We start from the raw sequence: 24,048 nt of genomic DNA on the forward strand, positions 1-24,048 counted from the left end.
CCTACTTCTGCAGCACCGACAGGTCCTGCTCGGCCTGCGGTACCTCCACCATCCCCCGGTCGTCCGGCAGGGTCTGCACCGTGAAGGCCGGGACGTCCCCCTGGGACGAGGACAGCGTGCGCGAGCCGTAGACCGGCCCGCCCGAGACCGTTTCGACCGTCACCGCGTACGTGCCCTTCAGGCCGCTCGGTGCCGGCAGGTCGATGTCCTGAGTCGTGCCCTTCTTGATCGTGTACGTCTGTGTCGCCTCCGAGCCGCCCTCGCTGCCCGCGGATGCCGTGACCTTCACCTTCGCGGTGGCGGTCGGGGCGGTCAGGGAGAGCGTCGTGCCCTTCGCGGTGTTCTCTGCGGACGTCGCGCGCGTGCCCACCGGCCTGGTGGCCGGGATGAACGCCGTCTCCTGGTCGGCGCCCTTGCCCCGGACCACCCGGAGCGCCGCCACCACCGGGACCGAGCGGTCCGTCGGGGTCAGCACCACCGAGCCCGCCTCGCCGCGGGTGACGTCACCGAGGTCGACCGCGGACGTCATCCGCGACTTCACGTGCAGCGTCTCGTTGCCGGCCGGGGTGATCAGGCCGGACGGGGAGGCGAGCTGGACCTTCAGGTCGGCGTCGGAACCGCCGGGGGTGAAGGCGATCAGGCGTACCGCCGTGGCGTCCTTGGGGATGCCGGGCAGGACCAGGCTGCCCGCGGGGTCCGTGGAGGCGGCCAGCCAGTCGCCGCCGAGCTTGTCGTCCAGGGCCTGCACGGCGGCGCCCACGCGCCCGCTGCGGACGCTGACGTGCACGGTGAGGTTGGTCTGCTTCTCGTCGATGAGCGTGGACAGCAGGACCGGCTCGGTGCCGTGCGGCGGGACCGTGATGCCGTCCGGAATCGTGGTCTCCAGGGTGCCGTCCTTGCCGTACAGCTCGATGTCGACGACGGCCGCGGAGTCGTCCGGGTTGGTCAGGTGCACATAGTCCGTGCGGTCGGTCGCCGTACTGGCGCCCGGGAACCAGAACTCCGTGTCCGGCGCGGTGCAGTTGACGCCCTGCAGTCCGCGTCCGGTGCCAGCGGTGACCTCGGTGGTCTGCTGGACGGTCCAGCCGGGCGCGAACTTCCCCTCGGCGGTGCCCACCAGCGCGGGCGAGTCGGCCCCGGAGGCGTCCCCGGTGACCGGCTTGCCCGGCTCCTTGGGCTCCAGGACCGGCTTCTCGTCCGCCCTCTTGTCGCTCTCCTTGTCGCTCTTCTCCGTCGACTGCCCGGCCGCGGCCCTGAGTTCGGCCTCGCCGTCGCTGCCGGTGCCCTTGGTGACGGGAGTGAAGGAGGTGTACGCAGTCTCGGCGAGGTCGGAGGTGCTGGGCGACGGGCAGAGCAGGCTCGTGCGCTCCACGGGCAGCACGGCGGCCGCCTCGGCGCTGTCGTTGCCGGACGCCTCCGGGGCGCTCAGCGTGGCGTACCCGGTGACGGCGGCGAGCGCGGTCACAGCGGCGAGCAGGGAGAGGGTGGTGCGGTTCACTGCTGGCTCCCGTCGGGACGCTCGACTCCGTGCTGCGGCTGCTGCTGCTCCGGGTCGTAGCCGGTGTCGTAACCCTGCTGGTACGTCTGGTCGTACGCGGCCTGGTCGTACGCGCCCTGCTGGGGCTGTCCGCCGTACGCGTACGGGTCGTAGTGGCCGGCCTGGTACGGATCCGCCTGGTAGGCCTGGTCGTAGCCGCCCGCCGGGTACGCCTGGCCGTTCTGGTACTGCTCGCCGTAGCCGCCGTACTCGGTGGCTGCCGCGTAGCTCGGGGTGTCGTACTGGCCGTAGGGCTGCTGCTGCGGGACGGGGACGGGGGGCTCCTGCTGCGGAGCGGGCGGGAGCTCGTCGGGGCGGCCCTGTTCCTCGGCCGCCGCCTGGGCGCGCAGGCGGCGCGCGCGGCGGCCCTCGCCGGAGACGGCCTGCGCCGGGATCGGCTGCTCCTCGGGGAGGTCGTCGTCGACGTCACGGCGGCGGCCGGGCAGGGCGAGGACGACGAGGACGACGGCGAGGGAGCCCTGGACCCACAGCCAGGCGGTGTGGCCGATGGGGTCCTCGAAGGTGACGTCCAGCCTGCCGCCGGAGGCGGGGAGTTCGAAGCCCTGGGCCCAGCCGTCGACAGTGGTGCGGGTCAGCGGCTTGCCGTCCAGGGTGGCCGTCCAGCCCTCGTCGGCGGTGTCGGCCAGGCGCAGGGTGCGGCCGTCGGAGCCCTCCGGGACGGTGGTGTGGATCTCGACGGGGCCCGCGGCGACGGGCTGCGGCTCACCGGACTCGGTGACGATGGTGGCGCGCGCGACGTCCTGGTCGACCCGCCACAGCGCACTGCCGTTCTGCTCGCTGAGCCGGCTCAGACCGGGGGTGGCGTCCAGCACGCGCGTGACCTCGCGGGGCGCGCCCTTGTGGACGAGGACGTACGCCACGGCGAACTTGCCCAGCTGGTCGGCCTGGTCGGCGCCGGAACCGGCGACGAGGTTGGCGACGACCTTGTCGAGGCCGCTGTTCTCCCCGTCGGCCGCGGCGAGTTCGCCGTCGCCGAGGCGGGCACCGGAGCCGCGGACCAGCATGTAGCCCACATCGGCCGCGGAGTCGCTGTCGAGGACGAGGGTGCGGGTCTGGTCGCGGTTGCCGCTCTCCTCGGCGACGAACGCGGGCACCTGCACCGGGTCGCGCCGCTCGACCGGGCCGTCGGCGCCGTCGATCATCCAGCCGGCGGCGACGAGCAGGGGACCCACGGCGGCCGCGAGGGCGATCAGCGCGGCCACCGGCTGACGCCAGCCGAAGCTCTGCTCGGCCACGCGTGCGCGTGCCCCGTCGGCGCCGAGCAGCGCGGCGGCCAGCAGGGCGACGCCGTAGACGAGGGTGGCGGGGCCGGCCCAGGTGGAGCCGTTGGACAGGACCGCGAAGACGAGGCCCACCAGGGCGACCGCCCAGGCCGTCCGGATCCCGAACTGACGCTGCGAGCGCAGCAGGGCCGCCAGCGCGGCCAGCACGACGCCGATCAGCATCAGCCCGCCGACCGTGCCGGGGCCACCGGGGCTGGCGCCGAGCAGGTCGAGGGCGGAGGCCGCCGAGGAGCCGTACTCCAGGCCCGCCTCGGCGAAGAAACCGAACGGGAGCAAGGTCAGCGACCAGGGCGCGAGAACCAGCAGCGGGGTGCCGAGCTGGGCCAGGAAGCGCAGGCCGTAGGCGGTGATGTCGGTGCGGCGCACGGCCAGCAGAGCGACGCCCAGCAGCAGCGCGATCGGCCACACGATCGGCGTGAAGGCCGTGGTGACCGTCAGCAGCAGGGCGTACGCCCAGGTGGCCCGCCAACTGCCGCGCGCCCCCGAGGTGTTCGCCAGGCCGCTGGCGGCGATGCCCGCGCGGGCGATGAGCGGCAGCAGGACGGCCAGGACGGCGGTGCCGATCCTGCCTCCGGCGAGGGCGCCGGTCGCGGCGGGCAGGAAGGCGTAGGCGACGGCCGCCCACGCGCGCAGCAGGCGGGAGGCGACGAGCGGGCGGGAGGCGAAGTAGGCGGTGAGCCCGGCCAGCGGCACCGAGCAGACCAGGAGGACGGTCACGGCGAGTCCGGTCGAGCCGAACAGCACGGAGGCCAGCATCGCCACGAGCGCCAGATACGGGGGCGCGGACGCGGTGCCGCCGGCCCCGACCGGGTGCCAGGAGTCCAGGTAGTGCGACCACAGCTCCGCGGAGTCCGCCGGGGCGGGCAGCAGGGCGCCGCCCGCGAGGGCACCGCCGCCGAGCAGTTCGCGGCAGGCGGCGAGCGAGACGAGCAGCAGCACCAGGAAGAGCACCGGGCCCGGCTTGCGGGCGATGCGCTTGAGGCGGGCGAACTGCTCGATCTCCAGGAAGTCCGCGTCGTCGCCGCCGGGTCCGGACTCGATGCCGCCGCCGTGCCGTCCGGCGCCGGAGGTCGCCTCGGGGTCGGAGTCGCCGAAAAGGGTGCCCGCGGCCTGCTCCACGGTGGCCCGCACGGTCGCGCCGGGCGGCGGGAACAGCGGCCGCAGCTCGCCCTTGTCGACGACCGGGCGGCCCCGGCTGCGCCGTCCGGCGATGATCCGCTCGGGCCGCAGCAGCACGCCCAGCAGACCGCGGATCTCGTCGAGGGCCTGTCCTGGGACCTTGCCGACGAGATAGGCGACGGTCCGCAGCAGGGTGCCGAGGATGACGCGCAGCAGCACCCAGGGCAGCGCGGCGGAGCGGGTGTTGACGAGCAGGGTGTAGACGGCGCCGGCCTTGTCGACCTTGTGCGGGGAGGCCGTGGTGCGGCCCGCGCAGTCGACGGTGCGGCGCTCACGGGAGGCCGCCTCGGCATGGCGTACGACCGCCTCGGGGGCGATGAGGACGCGGTGGCCAGCCGCCTGGGCGCGCCAGCACAGGTCGACGTCGTCACGCATCAGGGGCAGTCGCCGGTCGAAGCCGCCGAGCTGTTCGAAGACATCGCGGCGGATCAGCATGCCTGCGGTGGACACGGCGAGCACGGACCGGACGTGGTCGTGCTGGCCCTGGTCCTGTTCGCGGCGGTCCAGGCCGGTCCAGCGGCGGCCGGAGTGCGCGATGGAGACGCCGACCTCCAGCAGCTGCCGTTTGTCGTACCAGCCGCGCAGCTTGGGGCCGACGACGGCGACGTCGTCGCGGCCGAGCTCCAGTTCGTTCTCCACGACCCTCAGCAGCTGGGCCAGGGCATCGGGTTCGGGGGCGCAGTCGTCGTGCAGCAGCCACAGCCACTGGACGGGCTCGCCGTGCGGGAGCTCCGGCAGGTCGTACGTGTCGTCGCGCCAGGTGCGGGTGACCGGGTCCCAGCCGCTCGGCCGCCTCAGGTAGGGCAGGTCGTCGGGGGTGAGGACCGGCGCGGTGCGGGCGGCCTCCTCGACGGCCTGGCCGAAGCCGGTGCGCCGGGCGAGGTGCAGCACGCGGTCGGGGCCGAGGGCGTCGGTGACCAGTTGGGCGGAGTCGTCGGCGCTGCCGGTGTCGGCGGCCATGAGGGACTGCACGGGGCGCTCCTGGCCGAGCAGCCCGGCGAGCGCGTCGGGCAGCCAGCGGGCACCGTCGTGGGCGACGAGGACCGCGGTCACCACGTGACGCGGGAACTCTGGTGCGGCGGCGTCTTGATGCGCTGCCGAGTGGCTGTGCACGGACATCGAGGTACGGGCCCCGGTTCGGTGGACTGTGGTGGACGCCTGTGCCCTTTGGGGGCAGCGGGGTGTCTTGGACGAGCGACCACACTATCGGCTGGGCATGACGACGGCCCGCCGCCTGTGGATAACCCACCTGCGACGGGCCGTACGGGACGTATGTACGTGTGGATGTGCGCTGTTTCGTCAGACGGCGGCCTTCTTCAGCCGGCGGCGTTCCCGCTCGGACAGGCCGCCCCAGATGCCGAAGCGTTCGTCGTTGGCGAGGGCGTACTCAAGGCACTCGGAGCGGACCTCACAGGCGAGGCAGACCTTCTTGGCCTCGCGGGTGGAGCCGCCCTTCTCGGGGAAGAAGGACTCGGGGTCGGTCTGGGCGCACAGCGCGCGCTCCTGCCAGCCGAGTTCCTCGTCCGCGTCGTCGACCAGCAGTTGCTGCACCAGCTCGGTCATGTGCGCCCCTCGTCTGTCTTTCGCGTCCCCGTGATGTAGCCGTTACCGATTTCGGCTGAACGACACGAGTGAAATTACAAGTGTGCTGCTCCGGGCGAGTCAAGCCGAGATCTGCTATTGGGCCCCTTATTCACTCTGCGGAACCAAGGCCTTGCGGAAAGTGTTCAAATCGGCATAAACCTTGACACGCAGACGAGACCCGGGAGGGCCTCCGGCCCGTACAGGGCTAGTACGGAAAAGGACGCCCAGGAGTTCGATCTCGTTCCGACGCGCGCGTCGAAGCGAACCGGATCACAGTCGGATCACGGGACGGCAACGAGGCTTGTGCGCCCGGTTGAGCGCCATGTGTCCCGGGTGCCCCTTGAACAAACCTTTCGCCAGCCAGATGAACCGGATGAGGTGAACCATGTCCCACATTCCGGGCGTCGAGTTGACAGTGAAGGTGTGAACCGCTGTCCTTGTGGGCATGCTCGCGAACTTGGCACTCACCTCGACCCGCACCGCCGGGTCCCTCGGTGCTGCCCACGCTCGCTGTAGCTGTTGTTGCTGTCCCAGCTGTTGAGCCACCCCCGCTCCAGCTGCAGGCCGGGTCCCCACCCCGCGACTCGGTTGCCTGTTCCCTCTGACCTTCTTTCACTGAGGAACCACCGCACCCCATGAACAGCGACAGCGACCTCCAGATCGCCGGCGACATCCTCGAAGTCCCGCACCTCCTCCAGCCTCCGCGCGAGCACCCGGCCACCGTCGCCGAGTTCGTCGGCCTGGCCCGCGCCATCGCCGCCGACCGCTCCCAGTGGGAGCACCTCGTCCAGTACGACGCCACCTCCCGCTGGTACCACCGGCTGCGCACCGGTCCCGGCTACGAGGTCTGGCTGCTGTCCTGGGTGCCCGGACAGGGCAGCGGACTGCACGACCACGGCCCCTCCTCCGGCGTACTGACCGTCCTGGAGGGCACGCTGACCGAGCGCACGGAGCGCGGCACGCGCGCGTTGGCGTCCGGGGCGCAGCGGGTGTTCGCGCCGGGGTACGCGCACGAGGTGGTCAACGACGCGCTGGAGCCGGCGGTGAGCCTGCACGTCTACTACCCGGGCCTGACCCAGATGCCGATGCACCCCGCCCCGGCCTGCGAGGTCGCGACCGCCTGACGCATTGTCGGACCCGCCTGCCATGCTTGCTCCATGCGCATTGTGGTTCTGGCAGGCGGCATCGGCGGTGCCCGGTTCCTGCGTGGTCTGAAGCAGGCCGCGCCGGACGCGGACATCACCGTGATCGGCAACACCGGCGACGACATCCATCTCTTCGGACTGAAGGTCTGCCCGGACCTCGACACGGTGATGTACACCCTCGGCGGCGGCATCAACGAGGAGCAGGGCTGGGGGCGGGCCGACGAGACCTTCCACCTCAAGGAGGAGCTCGCGGCGTACGGCGTGGGGCCCGAGTGGTTCGGGCTCGGCGACCGGGACTTCGCCACGCACATCGTGCGGACCCAGATGATCGGCGCCGGGTATCCGCTGAGCACGGTCACCGAGGCGCTGTGCGACCGGTGGAAGCCCGGCGTCCGGCTCATCCCGATGACCGACGACCGCGTGGAGACCCATGTCGCCGTGGAGCTGGACGGCGAGCGCAGAGCGATCCACTTCCAGGAGTACTGGGTGCGGCTGCGGGCCTCGGTCCCCGCCGAGGCCGTCGTGCCCGTGGGCGCCGAGCAGGCCAAGCCCGCGCCGGGCGTCCTGGAGGCCATCGCCGAGGCGGACGTCATCGTCTTCCCGCCGTCCAACCCGGTCGTCTCCGTCGGCACGATCCTCGCCGTGCCCGGCATCCGTGAGGCCATCGCCGAAGCCGGGGTGCCGGTGGTGGGCCTGTCCCCCATCGTCGGGGACGCGCCCGTGCGCGGGATGGCCGACAAGGTGCTCGCGGCGGTCGGGGTGGAGTCGACGGCCGCGGCGGTCGCCGAGCACTACGGCTCGGGGCTGCTCGACGGCTGGCTCGTGGACACCGTGGACGCGTCCTCCGTGGAGCGCATCGAGGCGGCCGGCATCCGCTGCAGGGCCGTACCGCTGATGATGACCGACCTCGACGCGACCGCGCGGATGGCCCGTGAGGCGCTGGCGCTGGCCGAGGAGGTGCGGGGGGTGTGAGTGAGGTGTCGTTCCGGGTCTGGGCCGTGCCCGGGATCCCCGAGGTCGCGGCGGGCGACGACCTCGCCAAGCTGATCGCGGGCGCGGAGCCCGCGCTGGCCGACGGTGACGTCCTGCTCGTCACCTCGAAGATCGTGTCCAAGGCGGAGGGCCGGCTCGTCCCGGCGACCGACCGGGAGGCCGCGATCGACGCCGAGACCGTACGGGTCGTCGCGCGCCGCGGCACGCTGCGGATCGTCGAGAACCGGCAGGGCCTGGTCATGGCGGCGGCCGGTGTCGACGCCTCCAACACCCCTTCCGGGACCGTGCTGTTGCTGCCGGAGGACCCGGACGCGTCGGCGCGCGCGATACGGGACGGGCTGCGCGACGCCCTCGGCGTCGACGTCGGGGTGATCGTCACCGACACCTTCGGGCGGCCCTGGCGCTCGGGGCTCACCGACGTGGCGATCGGCGCCGCCGGGGTGCGCGTGCTCGACGACCTGCGCGGGGGCACGGACGCGCACGGCAATCCGCTCAGCGCGACCGTCGTCGCGACCGCGGACGAGCTGGCCGCCGCCGGTGACCTGGTGAAGGGCAAGGCCGCCGGGCTGCCCGTCGCCGTGGTGCGCGGGCTGCCGCATGTGATGGCCGGGGACGACGGCGAGGGGGCGCGGGCCATGGTGCGCGGCGGGCGCGACGACATGTTCCGGCTGGGGACCTCGGAGGCGGTACGTCTCGCGGTGACCCAGCGCCGTACGGTCCGGGCCTTCACCGACGAGCCCGTCGACCCCGGGGCGGTACGGCGGGCGGTCGCCGCGGCCGTGACGGCGCCGGCGCCGCATCACACGACGCCGTGGCGGTTCGTGCTGCTGGAGTCGGAGGAGTCGCGGGTCCGGCTGCTCGACGCGATGCGGGACGCGTGGATCGCGGATCTGCGGCGGGACGGCAAGAGCGAGGAGTCCATCGCCAAGCGGGTGCGGCGGGGGGACGTCCTGCGCAACGCGCCGTATCTGGTGGTGCCGTGTCTCGTCATGGACGGGTCGCACACGTACGGTGACGCGCGGCGGGACGCGGCCGAGCGGGAGATGTTCGTGGTGGCCGCCGGGGCCGGAGTGCAGAACTTCCTGGTGGCGCTGGCCGGGGAGCGGCTCGGGTCGGCGTGGGTGTCGTCGACGATGTTCTGCCGCGATGTCGTACGGGATGTGCTGGGGCTGCCTCAGGGGTGGGATCCCATGGGGGCCGTGGCTGTGGGGCATCCCGCGGAGGAGCCTCGGCCGCGGGCCGAGCGGGACGCGGGGACTTATATCGAGGTGCGCTGACGTACGGCGGCTTCGGCCTACCCTCGTAGGGCTTCCCTCCTCCCCCTAGGACCTCATTCGTGGCTGGACGTTTCGCTCCTCGGCCCACGCGTACGACCGTGCGCGGGGGGCATGTCGGTGTGCCTGCGGGTGTGCCGCGGCAGGCTGCCGTGGCGGGGCGGGTGCGGATGTATGTGCCTCAGGGGCCGCTCGATCTGGGGCTGGTGCTCGGGCCGTTGCGGCGGGGGCCGGGGGATCCCACCTTTCGGGCGATGCCGGACGGGGCGGTGTGGCGGGCCACTCGTACTCCGCTTGGGCCCGGGACCTTGCGGGTCGCTGTGCAGGGGGCGGCGGTTCGGGCGGAGGCATGGGGGGCGGGGGCCGAGTGGCTGCTGGAGCAGGTGCCGGAGTTGTTGGGTGCCGCGGATGATCCTGAGGCGTTCGCGCCTCGGCATCGGGTGGTGGCGCTCGCTCGGCATCGGCGGCCGGGGTTGCGGCTTACGCGGACCGGGCTGGTGCTGGAGTCGTTGATTCCGTCGATTCTGGAGCAGAAGGTCACGACCGATGAGGCGTATCGGGCGTGGCGGTTGCTGGTGCGGAAGTTCGGGGAGCCGGCGCCTGGGCCCGCGCCCGGGCAGATGTGTGTGATGCCGGATGCGCGGACGTGGGCGTTGATTCCGTCCTGGGAGTGGCATCGGGCGGGGGTCGACAACAAGCGGGCGTCGACGATTCTGCGGGCTGTGCGGGTCGCTGCGCGGCTGGAGCAGGCGGTGGGGTTGGCGCCTGAGGAGGCTCGGGCGCGGCTGGAAGTGGTGCCGGGGGTGGGGCCCTGGACCTCTGCGGAAGTGGTGCAGCGTAGTCATGGGGCGACGGATGCGGTGACCGTGGGGGATTTGCATCTGCCGGGGATTGTGGGGTTTGCGCTCGCGGGGGATCGGGATGCGGATGACGCCGTGATGTTGTCGCTGCTGGAGCCGTATGCGGGGCAGCGGCATCGGGCGGCTCGGTTGATTCTGCTGAGCGGGAGGGTGCCGGCGCGGCGGGCTCCGCGGATGCCTCGGGGGGATATCGGGCGGTTGTGACGGGGTGACGGGACCGGGCTGTTCTTCGCCCCCGCCGCCCCTACCCGTCCCTCCCCCAGAGGGGGACCCCCACTGGGGGCTGCGCCCCCAGACCCCCGCTTCGGCCTGAACGGCCTCGTCTTCAAACGCCGGACGGGCTGAAAGGGGCTGAGCAACGTTCGCCCCCAGCGGGTGGGCGGAGGGTCGGGACGGCCATGGCCCGCCCTCACACACCGGCCCCGCCGGAGCAGCTCAAGTGCGCCACACTCAGCCAGGTGAGCGAGGGGATCGGGACGGCCATGGCCCGCCCTCCCACACCGGCCCCGCCGGAGCAGCTCAAGTGCGCCACACTCAGCCAGGTGAGCGAGGGGATCGGGACGGCCATGGCCCGCCCTCCCACACCGGCCCCGCCGGAGCAGCTCAAGTGCGCCGCACTCAGCCAGGTGAGCGGAGGGTCGGGACGGCCATGGCCCGCCCTCGAACACCGGGCCCGCTGGAGTGGCTCGGGTGTGCCGCACTCAGCGAGGTGAGCGAACCGCGCACGTGCCGTGACTCGTGTCGAGTCCCCCCACCTGACAGTAGGGGGAGTGCGTGTCCTTCGTTATTGGTCCGGGGAAAAGCGGAGTGCTCTTGCTGGGATTTGGGCGTCGCACCAGACTCGGGCGCCGTCTGTGAGTTCGTTTTCGGGGCCGATTATGGCGCCGTCGCCGATTACCGTGCCCGTCAGGATGGAGCGTTCGCCTACTCGGGCTCGGGTGCCGATCAGGCTGTCCGTGATGACCGCGCCGGGTTCGATGACCGCGCCCGGGAGGATCGTGCTGCCGAAGACTCGGGCGCCCTCCGCGACGAAGGCTCCCTCGCCGACCACCGTGCCGCCCGCCAGCTTCGCGTCCGGGGCGACCCTGGCCGTGGGGAGGATGAGGCGGTCGCCGCAGCGGCCGGGGACCGCGGGGGACGGGGCCCGGCCCAGGACGAGGTCGGCCGAGCCGCGGACGAAGGCCGCGGGGGTGCCGAGATCCAGCCAGTAGGTGGAGTCCACCATGCCTTGGAGGTGCGCGCCCGCCGACAGCAGGTCCGGGAAGGTTTCGCGTTCGACGGAGACCGGGCGGCCCGTCGGGATCGTGTCGATCACCGAGCGGCGGAAGACGTACGCGCCCGCGTTGATCTGGTCCGTGACGATCTCTTCCGGCGTCTGCGGCTTCTCCAGGAACGCCGTCACCCGGCCCGTCTCGTCCGTCGGGACCAGGCCGTACGCCCTCGGGTCCGTCACTTTCGTGAGGTGGAGAGAGACATCCGCCTCCGTGCGCTGGTGGGTGTCCACCAGCGCCCTGATGTCCAGGCCCGTCAGGATGTCGCCGTTGAAGATCAGGACCGGGTCGTCGGGGGCGGAGTGGAGCCGGGAGGCGACGTTGCGGATGGCGCCGCCCGTGCCGAGCGGCTCCTCCTCGGTGACGTACTCGATGTGCAGGCCCAGCGAGGCGCCGTCGCCGAAGTACGGCTCGAAGACCTCGGCCAGATAGGACGTGGCCAGGACGATGTGGTCGACGCCCGCCGCTCTCGCTCTCGCGAGTTGGTGGGTGAGGAAGGGGACCCCGGCCGCCCGGACCATGGGCTTGGGCGTGTGCACGGTGAGGGGACGCAGCCGTGTGCCCTTGCCGCCGACCAGGAGGATCGCTTCTGTCACCTGTTGTCTCCGCTTCCTGCCGGGACCGGCCGAACTGTCTTTCGGCCGGTCAGTGTATGCAGACCGTTGCGTGCGGACCGTGTGCGGTGCCCTCGACGGCAGTGCGGCGTTCGTCATTGATCCGCCTTTCCCCCGATGGCGGTGAGTGTGCTCTTCCGGCGTCAGCGGCCCTGTCAGCGCCCCTGGAGTCTGGCCGCCGTGGTGCGGGCCGTGCCGAGCTTGCGGTACATCTGCCAGCCCGGGCACTCCGTGGCGAAGCCGTCACGGTGGCCGGAGATCACATTCAGTCGTACGTTCCTACCTTTTGCGTAGAGATTGCCACCCCCGGACTTCAGGTATGTCTTTCCGCGCGGATTGGCGCCGAAGAGACCGAGTTTCCAGGCCGTGAGCCGTGCCACGGCCTTCACGGCGGCGCCGGACGGCTTGGTCGAGCCGTGGCTGCCGAGGAGGGCGATCCCCATGCTGTGCGTGTTGAAACCGAGAGTGTGGGCGCCGAGGACCGGCTTGGCCACGCCACCGGCGCGACCCTCGTAGATGTTTCCGCACTTGTCGACGACGAAGTTGTAGCCGATGTCCCGCCAGCCCATGCTCAGCACGTGGTAGCGGTAGATACCGCGGATGACGGAGGGGGCCTGCGAGCACGTGTATCCGTTGCCGGACGCCGTGTGGTGCACGAAGGCCGCCTTCACCTTCTTCGTGTAGACGAATTTCTTCTCCCGCAAGCTCTCGTTCGCGCCCCAGCCACGGCGGGTGACGATGCGGGGGCGGGGGCCGATGTACGGCTTCGCCTTCTGTTCCTCCGTCAGTTCGGTGCCGCGGAGGGCGAACAGTTCGTCGCGGGTCTGCTCGGAGGTGAGCTCCGGGATCTCCATCGCGCCCACCGGGGCCAGCTCGGCGTTGGCGGCGGAGGCCGCTGCCGTTTCGGCGGTCATGGTGTTGGCGGGGGCGTCCGGGGGGGCGGCTGCTCGGGTGGCCGGCTGGGGTGGCTCCTCCCCCGCCCCGCCCGGGTCGACGAGTTCCAGGCGCAGGCCTGTCGGGAGGGGGTTCGCGTACGGGTCCCTGCCCTGGTCCGCTCTGACTCGTACTTCCACTCCGTCCGAGTCGCCCACCCACAGGGGGGCCGTGGAGCCGCGCACCCGGCCCGAGGTGCGTTCCGCGGTGTCCGGGTCGGCTCCGTGCTCGGCGTTGCGGGTCTCGATGTCCTGCCAGCCGGACCAGGTGCCGGTGGCCGTGGCGCGGGTGCGGACCTGGACCCGGCCGTGCAGCTCTGTGCCGGGGTCGTCCCAGATGACGCCTACGAGGGAGAACGGGCGTACATCTCGGCGGGGCAGGCCCTGTTCCGGTGCCGTGGGGGTCGCTCTCGTGGTGGGGAGCGTTGCCAGGGGGAGGGACTCGGTGTGGCCGGGGGTCGATCTCTCGCGAGGTGTCGTGGCCGCTTCCGCCGTCGGCGCGGGTCTCTTGGTCGCCGCGGCGGAGGATGGGGCCAGCGGAAGGAGAAGAGTGGCCGCGCAAATGACACCGATCGAGGAAGCAAGGAATCCACGCATGCCCCTGATGTTGGACATAGTCATACATATCTGTCCATCGGGGATTTGACGGGGCGTTGGGCGGGGTTCGGCCGAATCGGTGGTGGGTGCGGGGGCTGCGCGGGGTGGGGCGCGCGTACGCTAACGCGGGTGAATGCCACCGATCGCACCCCTGCCGACCTGCTGACTTCCGCGCTTGCCGCGGATCCTGGGCGTCCCCTGGTGACCTTCTACGACGATGCCACCGGGGAGCGTGTCGAATTGTCCGTGGCCACCTTCGCCAATTGGGTGGCCAAGACGGCGAACCTTCTTCAAGGAGACCTCGGCGCCGGGCCCGGGGACCGGGTGGCTCTGCTGCTGCCCGCGCACTGGCAGACGGCGGTGTGGCTGCTGGCCTGTTCGTCCGTGGGGACCGTCGCGGATGTCGGCGGCGCGGATGTGGCGGCGGCCGATGTCGTGGTGAGCGGGCCGGAGACGCTGGATGTGGCGCGGGGCTGTGGTGGGGAGCGGGTCGCCATGGCGCTACGGCCGTTGGGCGGGCGGTTTCCTCAGGTGCCGGCCGGGTTTGTGGACTACGCGGTGGAGGTGCCGGGGCAAGGGGATCGGTTTGTGCCGTTCTCACCGGTGGATCCCGAGGAGGCGGCGTTGATTGTCGCCGGGCGGGAGTTCACGGGGGCGGAGGTTGTGGAGCGGGCGCGGGACGAGGCGACGGGGTTGGGGTTGACCGGGCCCGGGTCTCGGATTCTGTCGGGGTTGGGGTACGACACGTGGGAGGGGTTGAACGCCGGGTTGTACGGGGCGTTGGCCACGGGGGGGTCTGTGGTGTTGTGCCGGAATCTTTCGGCGTTGGGGGAGGAAGCGTTGGCCAAGCGGATCGAGAGTGAGCGGGTCACGGCTGTGGCGCGGTGACGCTCTCGGGTGCGGCACGGCATTTCTCGCCCCCGCCGCCTACCCGCCCCTCCCCCAGAGGGGCCCCCACCGGGGGCTGCCGCCCCCGGACCCCCGTTTCGGCCCTGAACGGGCCTCGTCCTCAAACGCCGGACGGGCTGAAAGATGCGGACCGGCACTGAGACGTGCCGTCCGTCAACGCCGGCCGACGGTATCCGCCCCTCCCCCATTCGGCCCATCACCACCCACCCCCCGGCCCCCATCCGCGTCATGGTCGTGAGGGAGACCACGGAGATATCGGCCCGCACGCCATGAGGGGTGGACGGAGACGTGACCGAGAGCGGAGGTGGGGCCCCGAGGTGGGGGGCCCGGGCCAGTGGGACGGGGCTGATACGTCGGCGGCGGCGGACTTGGCTTCGGCGGGTTGCCCTTGGGGTGGGTGTGGCGGTGTTGGTGGCCGTCGGGTGTGGGTGGGCCGTCTATGTGAAGCTCGACGGGAACATCACTCCGGACAGTGCCGCCGCCGCCGAACTCGCCCGGTACGAGAGTGAGCGGCCCACGTCGCTCGTCAAGAACGCTCAGAACATCCTGGTGATCGGGTCCGACTCCCGGTCCGGTGACGAGAACCGGCGCTATGGGCGGGACTCCGGGAGCGCGCGGTCCGACACCACCATCCTGTTGCATCTGTCCGCCGGGCGGCAGAGCGCCACCGCCGTTTCCCTGCCCCGGGATCTCATGGTCGACGTGCCGGCCTGTCTGCGGCGCGACGGCAAGCGCACCAAGCCCACGTTCGCCATGTTCAACTACGCCTTCCAGGTGGGCGGTTCGGCGTGCAGCATCCGTACCGTCGAGAAGCTCACCGGCGTGCGGATCGACCATCACATGGTCGTCGACTTCGGTGGCTTCAAGGACATGGTCGATGCCGTCGGAGGCGTCGAGGTCTGTCTGAAGGAGCCCATCAACGACAAGGCGGCCAAGCTTCGGCTTCCCGCCGGACGCGTCGAGCTCGACGGGGAACAGGCCCTTGGATATGTGCGCGCCCGGAAGTCCCTGGGCAACGGCAGTGACACCGACCGCATGGATCGCCAGCAGCGCTTTCTCGGTGCCCTCGTCAACAAGGTGCAGAGCAATGACGTACTGCTGAATCCGGTGCGGTTGTATCCCGTGCTCGATGCCGCCACGTCCTCGCTCACCACCGATCCGGATCTGGCCAGCTTGCGGGGTTTGTACCAACTCGTCCGTGGCGTGCGCGACATCCCCACCGAACGCGTGCAATTTCTGACCGTTCCCCGGGAGTCGTATGTCTACAACTCCAATCGCGACCAGCTGGTGGAGCCCGAAGCAGAAAGGCTGTTCGAGCGATTGCGTACCGACACGCCCGTCGAAGTCAGTCAAAAGGGTCGCCCGGGAGCGAGAGAAGCGGGCACTCACGACAAGCGCACTCCCTCTCGCGCCTCCTCCTCCCCCGCCCCCACCTTCCGGGGAAACACCGCCGCCCAGGACGCCTGCGGGTAAAGCGCGCACCAAGACGGCGAACCCCTGTTCAGGGAAATGCTCCGTATTGACCGGTTGTAGGGGCGTGGAATTTGTCACCGGCGTCCCTCCACGTTGAACTGGGCGGATAGTGTGAGCGACCCGGTGCGCCCGGCCACGCCGTTCCCTCCTGGTACGTCATGGGTCGCGCACTGTTTGACCGAGACCCGAGCGCCTTGGAGGGGGGAGGCGCCGCGTGGCCCCGACGGAGGATTCGGACAACCGTGGACGCGCAAGGCCGTGGGCGGGCGGAGAACATCGATCCCGCAGACCAGTGGGTGCTCAATCCGAACACCGGCGAATACGAACTGCGACTGACCCCATCCGCAGCGCAGTCGGCCGTTGCGACCCCCCGCAGATCCGCCTCCCGGACCGCGACGCCCGTACGCGCTCCGCGTCCGGGACGTGAGGTTCCGCCGGCCCGCCGGCGGCGCGGTGTACCCGAGGAGCCCCTTCCCGGCCGGCGTGGACGGCGCCCCGGGAAGAAGCAGTCCAAGGTCAAGAAGTTCCTGCTGTGGACCGGCGGCAGCATGGCGTTTCTGCTCATCGCCACCGCCGGGGCCGGGTATCTCTACCTGCAGCACCTCAACGACAACATCGACTCCGTCCCGGACGACGGCGCCGGCACCGGTGGCTTCAAGAAGGACGAGGCCATCAACATCCTGCTGATCGGCACCGACAAGCGCACCGGTGCCGGCAACGAGGGCTACGGCGACTCCGGCAGCGTCGGGCACGCCGACACCACGATCCTGCTGCATGTCTCCAAGGACCGGTCGAACGCCACCGCGCTCAGCATCCCGCGGGACCTGATCGTCGACATCCCGGACTGTCCGACCACTCAGGAGGACGGGTCCAAGAAGGTCATCAAGGGGGCCAGCGGTGTGCGCTTCAACACCAGCCTCGGGCAGGGCGGCCGTACGCCCAGTTGCACCATGCGGACCGTCACCGAGCTGACCGGGATCACCCCGGACAACTTCATGGTCGCCGACTTCAACGCGGTCAAGACGCTGACCAGCGCGGTCGGTGGGGTCGAGGTGTGTCTGGCCAAGGACATCGACGACCCGGACTCGCAGCTGAAGCTGTCCAAGGGCACGCACACCATCGAGGGCGAGCAGGCGCTGGCCTTTCTGCGCACCCGGCACTCGGTGGGCTTCGGCGGCGACTTGAGCCGGATCGGGCTGCAGCAGCAGTTCCTGAGCTCGCTGATGCGCAAGCTGAAGTCCAACGACACGCTCACCAACCCGACGAAGATGGTGAAGCTGGCGGAGGTGGGCACCAGGGCGCTCACCGTCGACTCCCAGCTCGACAGCATCGGCAAGCTGAAGGACCTGGGCCTTGAGCTGGGCAAGCTCGACACCAAGAACCTGACGTTCACCACCGTTCCGGTGATCGACAACCCGGCCGAGACGGTGAAGTCGACCGTCGTGATCAACGAGTCGACGGCCCCCGAGGTCTTCGACATGATCAAGAACGATGTGTCGTTCACCGAGGTCAAGGCGGAGAAGAAGAAGGAAGCCGCCGCCGTCGCCGCCCGCCTCAAGGGCACCAAGGCCGACGCCTCCGAGGTGCGCGTACGCATCCTCAACGGCGGCGCGGAGTCCGGCAGCGCCCAGCGGCAGCTCGCCTGGCTCCAGACCGAGGCGGGCGTGACCAAGTCCGAGAACGCGGGCAACGCGGACGCCGAACAGGCGAAGACGACCCTGGAATACGCTCCCGAACAGGCCGACCAGGCACGGCGGTTGGCGGACATCATGGGTCTGCCCGGCTCCGCGCTGAAGCCCGGCGAGAGCGTCACCAACTCCCAGGGCCTGCCCACGATGACGCTGATTCTGGGCAAGGACTTCAAGGGCGCGGGTGTGAAGCTCACCGGGTCGTCGTCGGGGAAGACCCCCGAGGGCGTCGACAAGTCCACCGCGGATCAGGTCGAGTGCGCCAAGTGACCGGATCCGTCTAACAATTGCGGGGAATTGACCGGTTGTAGGGACACCTCATTCGGTTGTACGCACGTGGAATTTCTCACCGACGTCGCTCGACGCCGAAGTGTGCGGATAGTGTGAGCGATCCCGTGCATCGGGCCGCGCGGCGAAGTTCCGCGCGGCGCCTTCCCGACGGAGGATTCGGACAACCGTGGACGCAGGCCGTGGGCGGTCGGAGAACATCGACCCCGCAGACCAATGGGTACTCAATCCGAACACCGGCGAATACGAACTGCGACTGAGCCCTTCCGCACCGCAATCACCGCAGTCGCCCGTCCCCGGTCCTCGCCGGCGCCCCGTGCCCCGTCCGGACGCCACCACCGCGAGACCCCCGGCCGTACCGGGCCGCCAGGTGCCGCCGCCGCGCAGGCGCCGGGCCGAGCCCGAGGAGCCGCCGGGGCGGCGCGGGCGCAGGCCCCGAAAGACGAAGACGAAGAAGGCGCTGCTGTGGACCGGCGGCACGATGGCGTTCGTGCTGGTCGCCGCCGCCACCGGCGGCTACCTCTACCTCAAGCATCTTGAGGGCAACGTCGACACGATCGACGTCGGTGAGGCGGGCGCGAGCAGCTTCAGGAAGGACGAAGCCTTCAACATCCTGATCATCGGCACCGACAAGCGCACCGGTGCGGGCAACGAGGGCTACGGCGACAAGAACAGCGTCGGCCACGCGGACACCACGATCCTGCTGCACGTCGCCAAGGACCGGTCGAACGCCACCGCGATGAGCATTCCGCGCGACATGATCGTCGACATCCCGGAGTGCCGGACGAAGCTGGAGGACGGCACCGAGAAGGTCATCCCCGGCCTGCAGGGCGTTCGCTTCAATCGCAGCCTCGGTGAGAGCGGCCGGGATCCCGGCTGCACCATGGACACGGTCAAGGAGTTCAGCGGCATCACGCCCGACCACTTCATGATGGTCGACTTCAATGCCGTGAAGACCCTGACGACCGCCGTGAACGGGGTCACGGTGTGCCTGAACCGCCCCATCAAGGACGAGAAGTCCAAACTCGACCTGCCCAAGGGTGAGTCGAAGATCGAGGGCGAGGATGCGCTCGCCTTCGTCCGCACCCGCAAGGCGTTCAGCAACAGCAGCGACCTGGACCGCATCAAGGCGCAGCAGCAGTTCCTGGGCTCGCTGATGCGCAAGATGTCCTCCAGCGACACCCTCACCAGCCCGACCAAGCTGCTGAAGCTGGCCGAGGCGGCCAGCGAGGCGCTGACGGTGGACAAGGCCATAGGCAAGGTGGGCACGCTCAAGGACCTCGCCCTGGAGCTGAAGAAGGTGCCGACGAAGAACATCACCTTCACCACCGTCCCGGTCAAGGACAACCCGGCCGAGGTGATCAAGGCGACCGTCGTCGTCAATGAGACGACGGCGCCCCAGGTCTTCGACATGATCAAGAACGATGTGTCGTTCACCGAGGTCAAGGGGGAGAAGAAGAAGGAAGCCGCCGCCGTCGCCGCCCGCCTCAAGGGCACCAAGGCCGACGCCTCCGAGGTACGCGTACGCATCCTCAACGGCGGCGCGGAGTCCGGCAGCGCCCAGGGCCAGCTCACGTATCTCCAGACGCAGGAGGGCGTGAGCAAGTCCGAGAACGCGGGCAACGCGGACGCCGAACAGGCCAGGACGACCCTTGAGTACGCTCCTGACCAGGCAGATCAGGCGCGCCGGCTGGCGGACATCATGGGGCTGTCCGGCTCCGCGCTGAAGCCCGGCGAGAGCGAGCTCAACGCCCAGGGTCTGCCGACGATGACATTGATCCTGGGCAAGGACTTCAAGGGGGCGGGCCTGAAGCTCGACGCCTCCTCGGCAAAGGCGCCGGACGTGCAGAAGTCGACGGCGGACAAGGTCCAGTGCGCCGGTTGAGCCACTGAGGCGACCTGACGGGCCTGTCGTACGTCTGACATGACGTACGACAGGCCCGTTCCATGGCGCTTGGGTGGGGCGGTTCGGCCGGCAGGGGTGGGGAGGGACGGGGAAGTGACGCAGAGCAGTGTGCGCGAGGCCGCTCCGGGCGCCGCGGAGGGCGGCGCGGGGGCGGCCGACGGCGGGGAGGGCCGGGGCGGTCGCCGCAGAGTGCGGCCGGGGCGCGGGCGGCGGATTCTGAAGTGGTCCGCGACCCTGATGGCGGTGCTCATAGTCGGTACGGCCGGGGCCGGGTACCTCTACTACCGGCATCTGAACGGCAACATCAAGCAGGACGACCTGAACCTGGGGGACAGCAAGGTCGCCAAGCCGACGCCGAACGCCGCCGGGCAGACCCCGCTGAACATCCTGCTCATCGGCTCGGACGCGCGGGACACCAAGGAGAACCAGAAGCTCGGCGGCGCCAGGGAGACGTTCGGTACGCCGCCGCGGGCGGATGTGCAGATGCTGCTGCACCTGTCGGCCGACCGCTCCAACATGTCGGTCATCAGCATGCCCCGCGACACCCTCGTACAGATCCCCAACTGCACCGACCCGGACGACGACGAGGTGTACCCGGCGAGCAACGGGCGGGTGGCGACCAACCAGAGCCTGAGGCACGGCGGTCCGGGCTGTACGGTGGCCACCTGGCAGGAGCTCACCGGCATCCGCATCGACCACTTCATCATGGTCGACTTCGCGGGCGTGGTGTCGATGGCGGACGCCATCGGCGGCGTCCCGGTGTGCGTGGACGCCAATATCGAGTCCCGTGACAACCAGGGCCACGGCTCCGGTCTGAAGCTGGAGAAGGGCACGCACCCGGTCAAGGGCGAGCAGGCCCTCCAGTGGCTGCGCACCCGCTACGGCTTCGAGGACGGCAGCGACCTCGCCCGCGCCAAGGCTCAGCAAATGTACATGACCTCGATGGTCCGCGAGCTGCGCGAGAACGCCACCCTCAGCAGCCCGCTGAAGCTGCGCAGGCTCGCCGAGGAGGCCACCGACGCGCTCACGGTCGACCCCGGTCTGGACGACGTCAAGAAGCTCTTCGACCTCAGCAACGAGCTGCGGAAGGTGGACCCGAAGCGCATCACCATGGCCACGATGCCGAACCGGTACGTGGGCGCGCAGGTGGAGCCCACCGAGGAGGCGGAGCAGCTGTTCCGGCTGGTGCGTGAGGACATCGCGCTGGACGGCAAGGGCAAGAAGAAGGCGAAGACCGAGGAGAAGCTCTCGGACGACCCGGCGGCGGCCGATGGCGAGATCGCTGTCCAGGTCCGGAACGGCACCGGCAGCGACGCCCTGGGCGCGGTCGGCGGGCGTGCGAACACGGTGACCGGGCTGCTCCGGGAGGAGGGCTTCACGCGGGCGGTCGCCGACCAGTCGACGCTCCTGAGCGAGGACCGTACGGTCGTCCGCTACCCGAGCGCGGAGCTGGAGGGCGACGCCCAGCGGGTCGCCAAGTCCCTGGGGATCCCGCTGAGTTCGGTGAAGCGCTCCACGGAGGTTACGGGGGTGACGCTCGTCGTGGGCGGCGACTGGCGCGAGGGTACGGCGTACAAGGCGCCGAAGCAGGACGACAGGATGCCCGACCCCGACAAGGCCCTCAACGGCGCCGACAAGGAGGCCTGTATGCGCGTGAACCCGGCCTTCACCTTCTAGGCCGGGTTCAGGGCGGCCGTGCTCAGTTGCTGGTGCTGAGCACGGCGGGGCGCCGGGAGGCGATCACCTTGCGGGCCAGCGAGCGCGGGCTGGTCAGGAAGCCCCAGCCCCAGGACATGTGCATGGTGGCGAGGGCCACGGGGATCTGCAGCCGGGCCTTCAGCGGCAGACCCTTGCCCGCCGGGACCGACCCGAGGACGATCGCCGCGAGATAGCCGCCGGGGATCACCAAGCCGAGCGGCGTCAGGGCCGCGCCCACCACGAGGCCCGCGGCGATGGCGAGGACCGCCGTCGGCGGGGCGAGGTAGCGCAGGTTGATGGACCCCTCGTGGTAGCGGGCGACGACGTGCCGCCAGCGGCCGTAGTCCTTGTACTGCTTGGCCAGGGCCTTCACGCTCGGCCGCGGGCGGTACGACACCTTCAGCTCGGGCGAGAACCAGATCAGCCCGCCGGCCTCGCGGATACGGAAGTTCAGCTCCCAGTCCTGGGCGCGGATGAACTCCTCGTTGTAGCCGCCCTGCTGCTCCAGGGCCTCGCGGCGGAAGACGCCGAGGTAGACGGTCTCGGCCTCGCCCGCCTGCCCGCCCGTGTGGAAGACGGCGTTGCCCACGCCGATCTTCGAGGTCATCGCGGCGGCCACCGCGTGCTCCCAGTCGTTCTCGCCCTCGGCGTGCATGATGCCGCCGACGTTCTGCGCGCCGGTCTCCTCCAGGAGCCGGACGGCGGTGGTGATGTAGTCGGGCGAGAGCATGCCGTGGCCGTCGACGCGGACGACGATCGGGTGGCGGGAGGCCTTGATCGCGGCGTTGAGGGCGGCGGGCGTGCGGCCGGTCGGGTTCGGCACGGTGTGGACGCGCGGGTCTTCCCGGACGAGCTGGGCGGCGATCTCGTCCGTACGGTCCGTGGACGGACCGAGGGCGATCACGACCTCCATCTCGCCGGCGTACTCCTGCGCGAGGATCGCTCGGACGGCTCCGCGCAGATGCCGCTCCTCGTTGAGGACGGGCATGATGACGGACACGGCGGGGAGCTGCACGTCGGGATAGGCGTTCATAGGGGCCTCACGTTACCGCGAACGGGGGACACCGGTGCGCCCCGCCCGGGGCGGCGCACCGGGCCACAGATCGTATGGGCCTACGGTGCTCACGGATCCCACGTCCCCGCAGTACGGCCTTCGCGGAGGTGTCGCCGTGCCCGCATCCCCCGCATCCCGTCCTTCCCAGCGTCCTCGACGCCGCCCGCCGCAGCCGCCCGTACGGCGGAAGAAGCCGCGCTGGGCCATGCGGGCGGTGACGACGCTGTCGGTCGTGGTGCTGGCGTCCGCCGGCATCGGCCATGCCGTGGTCACCAGCCTGGACGCGGACATCGCGCGGGTGGACCCCTTCAAGGACATGAAGAACCGGCCCCGGGCCGGGCACGGGATGAACGTGCTGCTGGTCGGCACGGACGGGCGGGACCGGATCTCCGAGACCGAGCGGCGCAGGTACCGGCTCGGTGGGGCGCCCTGCAACTGCACCGACACGATCATGATCGTGCACATCTCGGAGGACCGGCAGCGGGCGAGTGTGGTGAGCCTGCCGCGGGACTCGTACGCGAGGACGCCGGCGCATGCCGACGCGACGAGCGGTGAGCGGCATCACGGGCATCCGGTGAAGCTGAACGCGGCGTATGCGGAGGGTGGGCCGCAGCTGACGGTGCGGACGGTCGAGGCCATGACCCGGGTCAAGATCGACCACTATCTGGAGGTCGACTTCACCAGCTTCATGAAGACGGTGGATGTGCTGGGCGGGGTGAAGGTCTGCACGGCCGAGCCGCTGAAGGACTCCTACACCGGTCTTGACCTGCCTGCGGGCACGCACTCGCTGAGCGGCGGTCAGGCACTCCAGTACGTGCGCGCACGGCATGTCGACGGGGCGTCCGATCTTGGCCGGATGCAGCGGCAGCAGCGCTTTCTCGCGGCGCTGGTGGAGCGGGCCACGTCGTCCGGGATCGTGCTGAACCCGATGAAGTTCCGGGATGTGACCCGGGCGGTGCTGGGCTCCGTGCGGGCGGACAAGGGGTTCGGGGCCGACGAGCTGCTGGATCTCGGGCGGGCGATGCGGAACTTCTCGCCGTCGTCGTCGGAGTTCACGACGGTGCCCATCGGGCAGATGGGATACGTCGTGAAGGGGGTCGGGTCGACGCTGAAGTGGGACCCCGTGAAGTCGTCCCGGCTGTTCGCCGCCCTGCGCGAGGACAAGCCGCTGGCCGCGCACCGGCCGAGGAGCGCGGCGGTGAAGGTGGAGGTGGCGCCGCAGCAGATCCGGGTGCAGGTGGAGAACGGGACGGGGACGGCGGGGCTGGGGAAGCGGGTGGATGCGGCGCTGGCGGCGACGGGGTTCCGGACGTCGCGGATGCCGGTGAACGCGGCGGATCGGGGGGTGGAGCGGACGGTTGTCCTGTACGACCCCCGCTGGGACCGGTCGGCGAAGTCGCTGGGGGCCGCGTTGCCGGGGAGTGAGCTGCGGGCGGTGAAGGGGCTCGGGGCAACGCTGAAGGTGATCGCGGGGGCGGACTTCGAGCGGGTGCGGAAGGTCCGGGCGGCGGATCCTTCGCAGGGGGAGTCGGGTGTGGTGCGCGGTGACGAGGTCGTCTGCAAGTAGCTTCCTCGCCCCCGCCGCCCCTGCCCGTCTCCCATCCTGAAGGGGCTCCGCCCCCTGGACCCCCGCTCCTCAGACGCCGGAGGGGCTGGTTGTGGCCAGCCGCGGCACTAGGGGGTGTTTTGAAAGTCCCGCACAGCACCCACGGCGCCCGGCACGCACCCTCGCCGCACCGGCC

Annotated in this window: 17 protein-coding genes; 10 read left to right on the plus strand and 7 right to left on the minus strand. The window is 70.7% G+C overall.

Annotated features, from left to right (window positions below; genetic code table 11):
• Position 1: 1 nt before the first annotated feature.
• The 3 genes from RMT89_RS33720 to RMT89_RS33730 form a co-directional block, all read right to left on the minus strand.
• Positions 2-1,498 carry a DUF5719 family protein gene (locus tag RMT89_RS33720; protein ID WP_315887544.1) on the minus strand — a complete coding sequence of 499 codons (1,497 nt, stop codon included), beginning with the start codon at positions 1,496-1,498 and terminating at the stop codon, positions 2-4.
• On the minus strand, positions 1,495-5,139 hold the full coding sequence (locus tag RMT89_RS33725; protein WP_315887545.1) for a glycosyltransferase: 3,645 nt from the start codon (positions 5,137-5,139) through the stop codon (positions 1,495-1,497). The genes RMT89_RS33720 and RMT89_RS33725 overlap by 4 nt, the downstream gene beginning before the upstream one ends.
• A 180-nt stretch (positions 5,140-5,319) precedes the next feature.
• Positions 5,320-5,583, minus strand: coding sequence for a WhiB family transcriptional regulator (locus RMT89_RS33730; RefSeq protein WP_003975777.1), 264 nt, complete (start codon positions 5,581-5,583; stop codon positions 5,320-5,322).
• Positions 5,584-6,239: 656 nt separating this feature from the next.
• Between RMT89_RS33730 and RMT89_RS33735 the strand changes: the two genes are divergently transcribed.
• The 4 genes from RMT89_RS33735 to RMT89_RS33750 are packed head-to-tail and all read left to right on the plus strand — an operon-like array spanning position 6,240 to position 10,080.
• Complete coding sequence (locus RMT89_RS33735) at positions 6,240-6,728, plus strand: cysteine dioxygenase family protein (RefSeq protein ID WP_315887546.1); 489 nt, start codon at positions 6,240-6,242, stop codon at positions 6,726-6,728.
• A gap of 33 nt (positions 6,729-6,761) precedes the next feature.
• Positions 6,762-7,721, plus strand: coding sequence for a 2-phospho-L-lactate transferase (cofD, locus tag RMT89_RS33740; protein WP_315887547.1), 960 nt, complete (start codon positions 6,762-6,764; stop codon positions 7,719-7,721).
• Positions 7,718-9,019, plus strand: coding sequence for a coenzyme F420-0:L-glutamate ligase (locus tag RMT89_RS33745; protein WP_315887548.1), 1,302 nt, complete (start codon positions 7,718-7,720; stop codon positions 9,017-9,019). Before cofD ends, RMT89_RS33745 begins: the two co-directional genes overlap by 4 nt.
• Positions 9,020-9,078: 59 nt before the next feature.
• Positions 9,079-10,080 carry a DNA-3-methyladenine glycosylase 2 family protein gene (locus RMT89_RS33750; protein WP_315887549.1) on the plus strand — a complete coding sequence of 334 codons (1,002 nt, stop codon included), beginning with the start codon at positions 9,079-9,081 and terminating at the stop codon, positions 10,078-10,080.
• A gap of 205 nt (positions 10,081-10,285) precedes the next feature.
• Here the strand turns inward: RMT89_RS33750 and RMT89_RS33755 are convergent, their stop codons facing one another.
• From RMT89_RS33755 to RMT89_RS33765, 3 genes are all read right to left on the minus strand, one after another.
• The gene (locus RMT89_RS33755) at positions 10,286-10,444 is read right to left on the minus strand and encodes a hypothetical protein (RefSeq protein ID WP_315887550.1); all 159 of its coding nucleotides are present in this window, start codon (positions 10,442-10,444) and stop codon (positions 10,286-10,288) included.
• A gap of 216 nt (positions 10,445-10,660) precedes the next feature.
• Positions 10,661-11,743, minus strand: a complete 1,083-nt coding sequence (locus RMT89_RS33760; RefSeq protein ID WP_315887551.1) for an NDP-sugar synthase — start codon at positions 11,741-11,743, stop codon at positions 10,661-10,663.
• 173 nt (positions 11,744-11,916) lie between these two features.
• Positions 11,917-13,290: a peptidoglycan recognition protein gene (locus tag RMT89_RS33765; RefSeq protein WP_315887552.1), complete on the minus strand. Its 1,374-nt coding sequence runs from the start codon at positions 13,288-13,290 to the stop codon at positions 11,917-11,919.
• 129 nt (positions 13,291-13,419) lie between these two features.
• Between RMT89_RS33765 and RMT89_RS33770 the strand changes: the two genes are divergently transcribed.
• The 5 genes from RMT89_RS33770 to RMT89_RS33790 all read left to right on the plus strand — a co-directional run bounded on the left by RMT89_RS33770 (position 13,420) and on the right by RMT89_RS33790 (position 21,231).
• Complete coding sequence (locus RMT89_RS33770; protein ID WP_315887553.1) at positions 13,420-14,178, plus strand: TIGR03089 family protein; 759 nt, start codon at positions 13,420-13,422, stop codon at positions 14,176-14,178.
• A gap of 366 nt (positions 14,179-14,544) precedes the next feature.
• Positions 14,545-15,672 (plus strand): LCP family protein, encoded by a 1,128-nt coding sequence (locus RMT89_RS33775; RefSeq protein ID WP_315887561.1) that lies wholly within the window; start codon positions 14,545-14,547, stop codon positions 15,670-15,672.
• 242 nt (positions 15,673-15,914) lie between these two features.
• Positions 15,915-17,630 carry an LCP family protein gene (locus tag RMT89_RS33780; RefSeq protein WP_315887554.1) on the plus strand — a complete coding sequence of 572 codons (1,716 nt, stop codon included), beginning with the start codon at positions 15,915-15,917 and terminating at the stop codon, positions 17,628-17,630.
• Between the two features lie 187 nt (positions 17,631-17,817).
• On the plus strand, positions 17,818-19,533 hold the full coding sequence (locus tag RMT89_RS33785) for an LCP family protein (RefSeq protein WP_315887555.1): 1,716 nt from the start codon (positions 17,818-17,820) through the stop codon (positions 19,531-19,533).
• 114 nt (positions 19,534-19,647) lie between these two features.
• On the plus strand, positions 19,648-21,231 hold the full coding sequence (locus RMT89_RS33790) for an LCP family protein (RefSeq protein ID WP_399498514.1): 1,584 nt from the start codon (positions 19,648-19,650) through the stop codon (positions 21,229-21,231).
• 22 nt (positions 21,232-21,253) lie between these two features.
• On the opposite strand, the gene RMT89_RS33795 is transcribed toward RMT89_RS33790, so the two are convergent.
• Complete coding sequence (locus RMT89_RS33795) at positions 21,254-22,285, minus strand: glycosyltransferase family 2 protein (RefSeq protein ID WP_315887557.1); 1,032 nt, start codon at positions 22,283-22,285, stop codon at positions 21,254-21,256.
• Positions 22,286-22,511: 226 nt separating this feature from the next.
• Here RMT89_RS33795 and RMT89_RS33800 point away from each other — a divergent pair, with 226 nt between their 5' ends.
• On the plus strand, positions 22,512-23,873 hold the full coding sequence (locus tag RMT89_RS33800) for an LCP family protein (RefSeq protein ID WP_315887562.1): 1,362 nt from the start codon (positions 22,512-22,514) through the stop codon (positions 23,871-23,873).
• Positions 23,874-24,048 lie beyond the last annotated feature (175 nt).

Origin of the sequence: Streptomyces sp. P17 (assembly GCF_032436805.1) — a bacterium.
GTDB lineage: Bacteria > Actinomycetota > Actinomycetes > Streptomycetales > Streptomycetaceae > Streptomyces.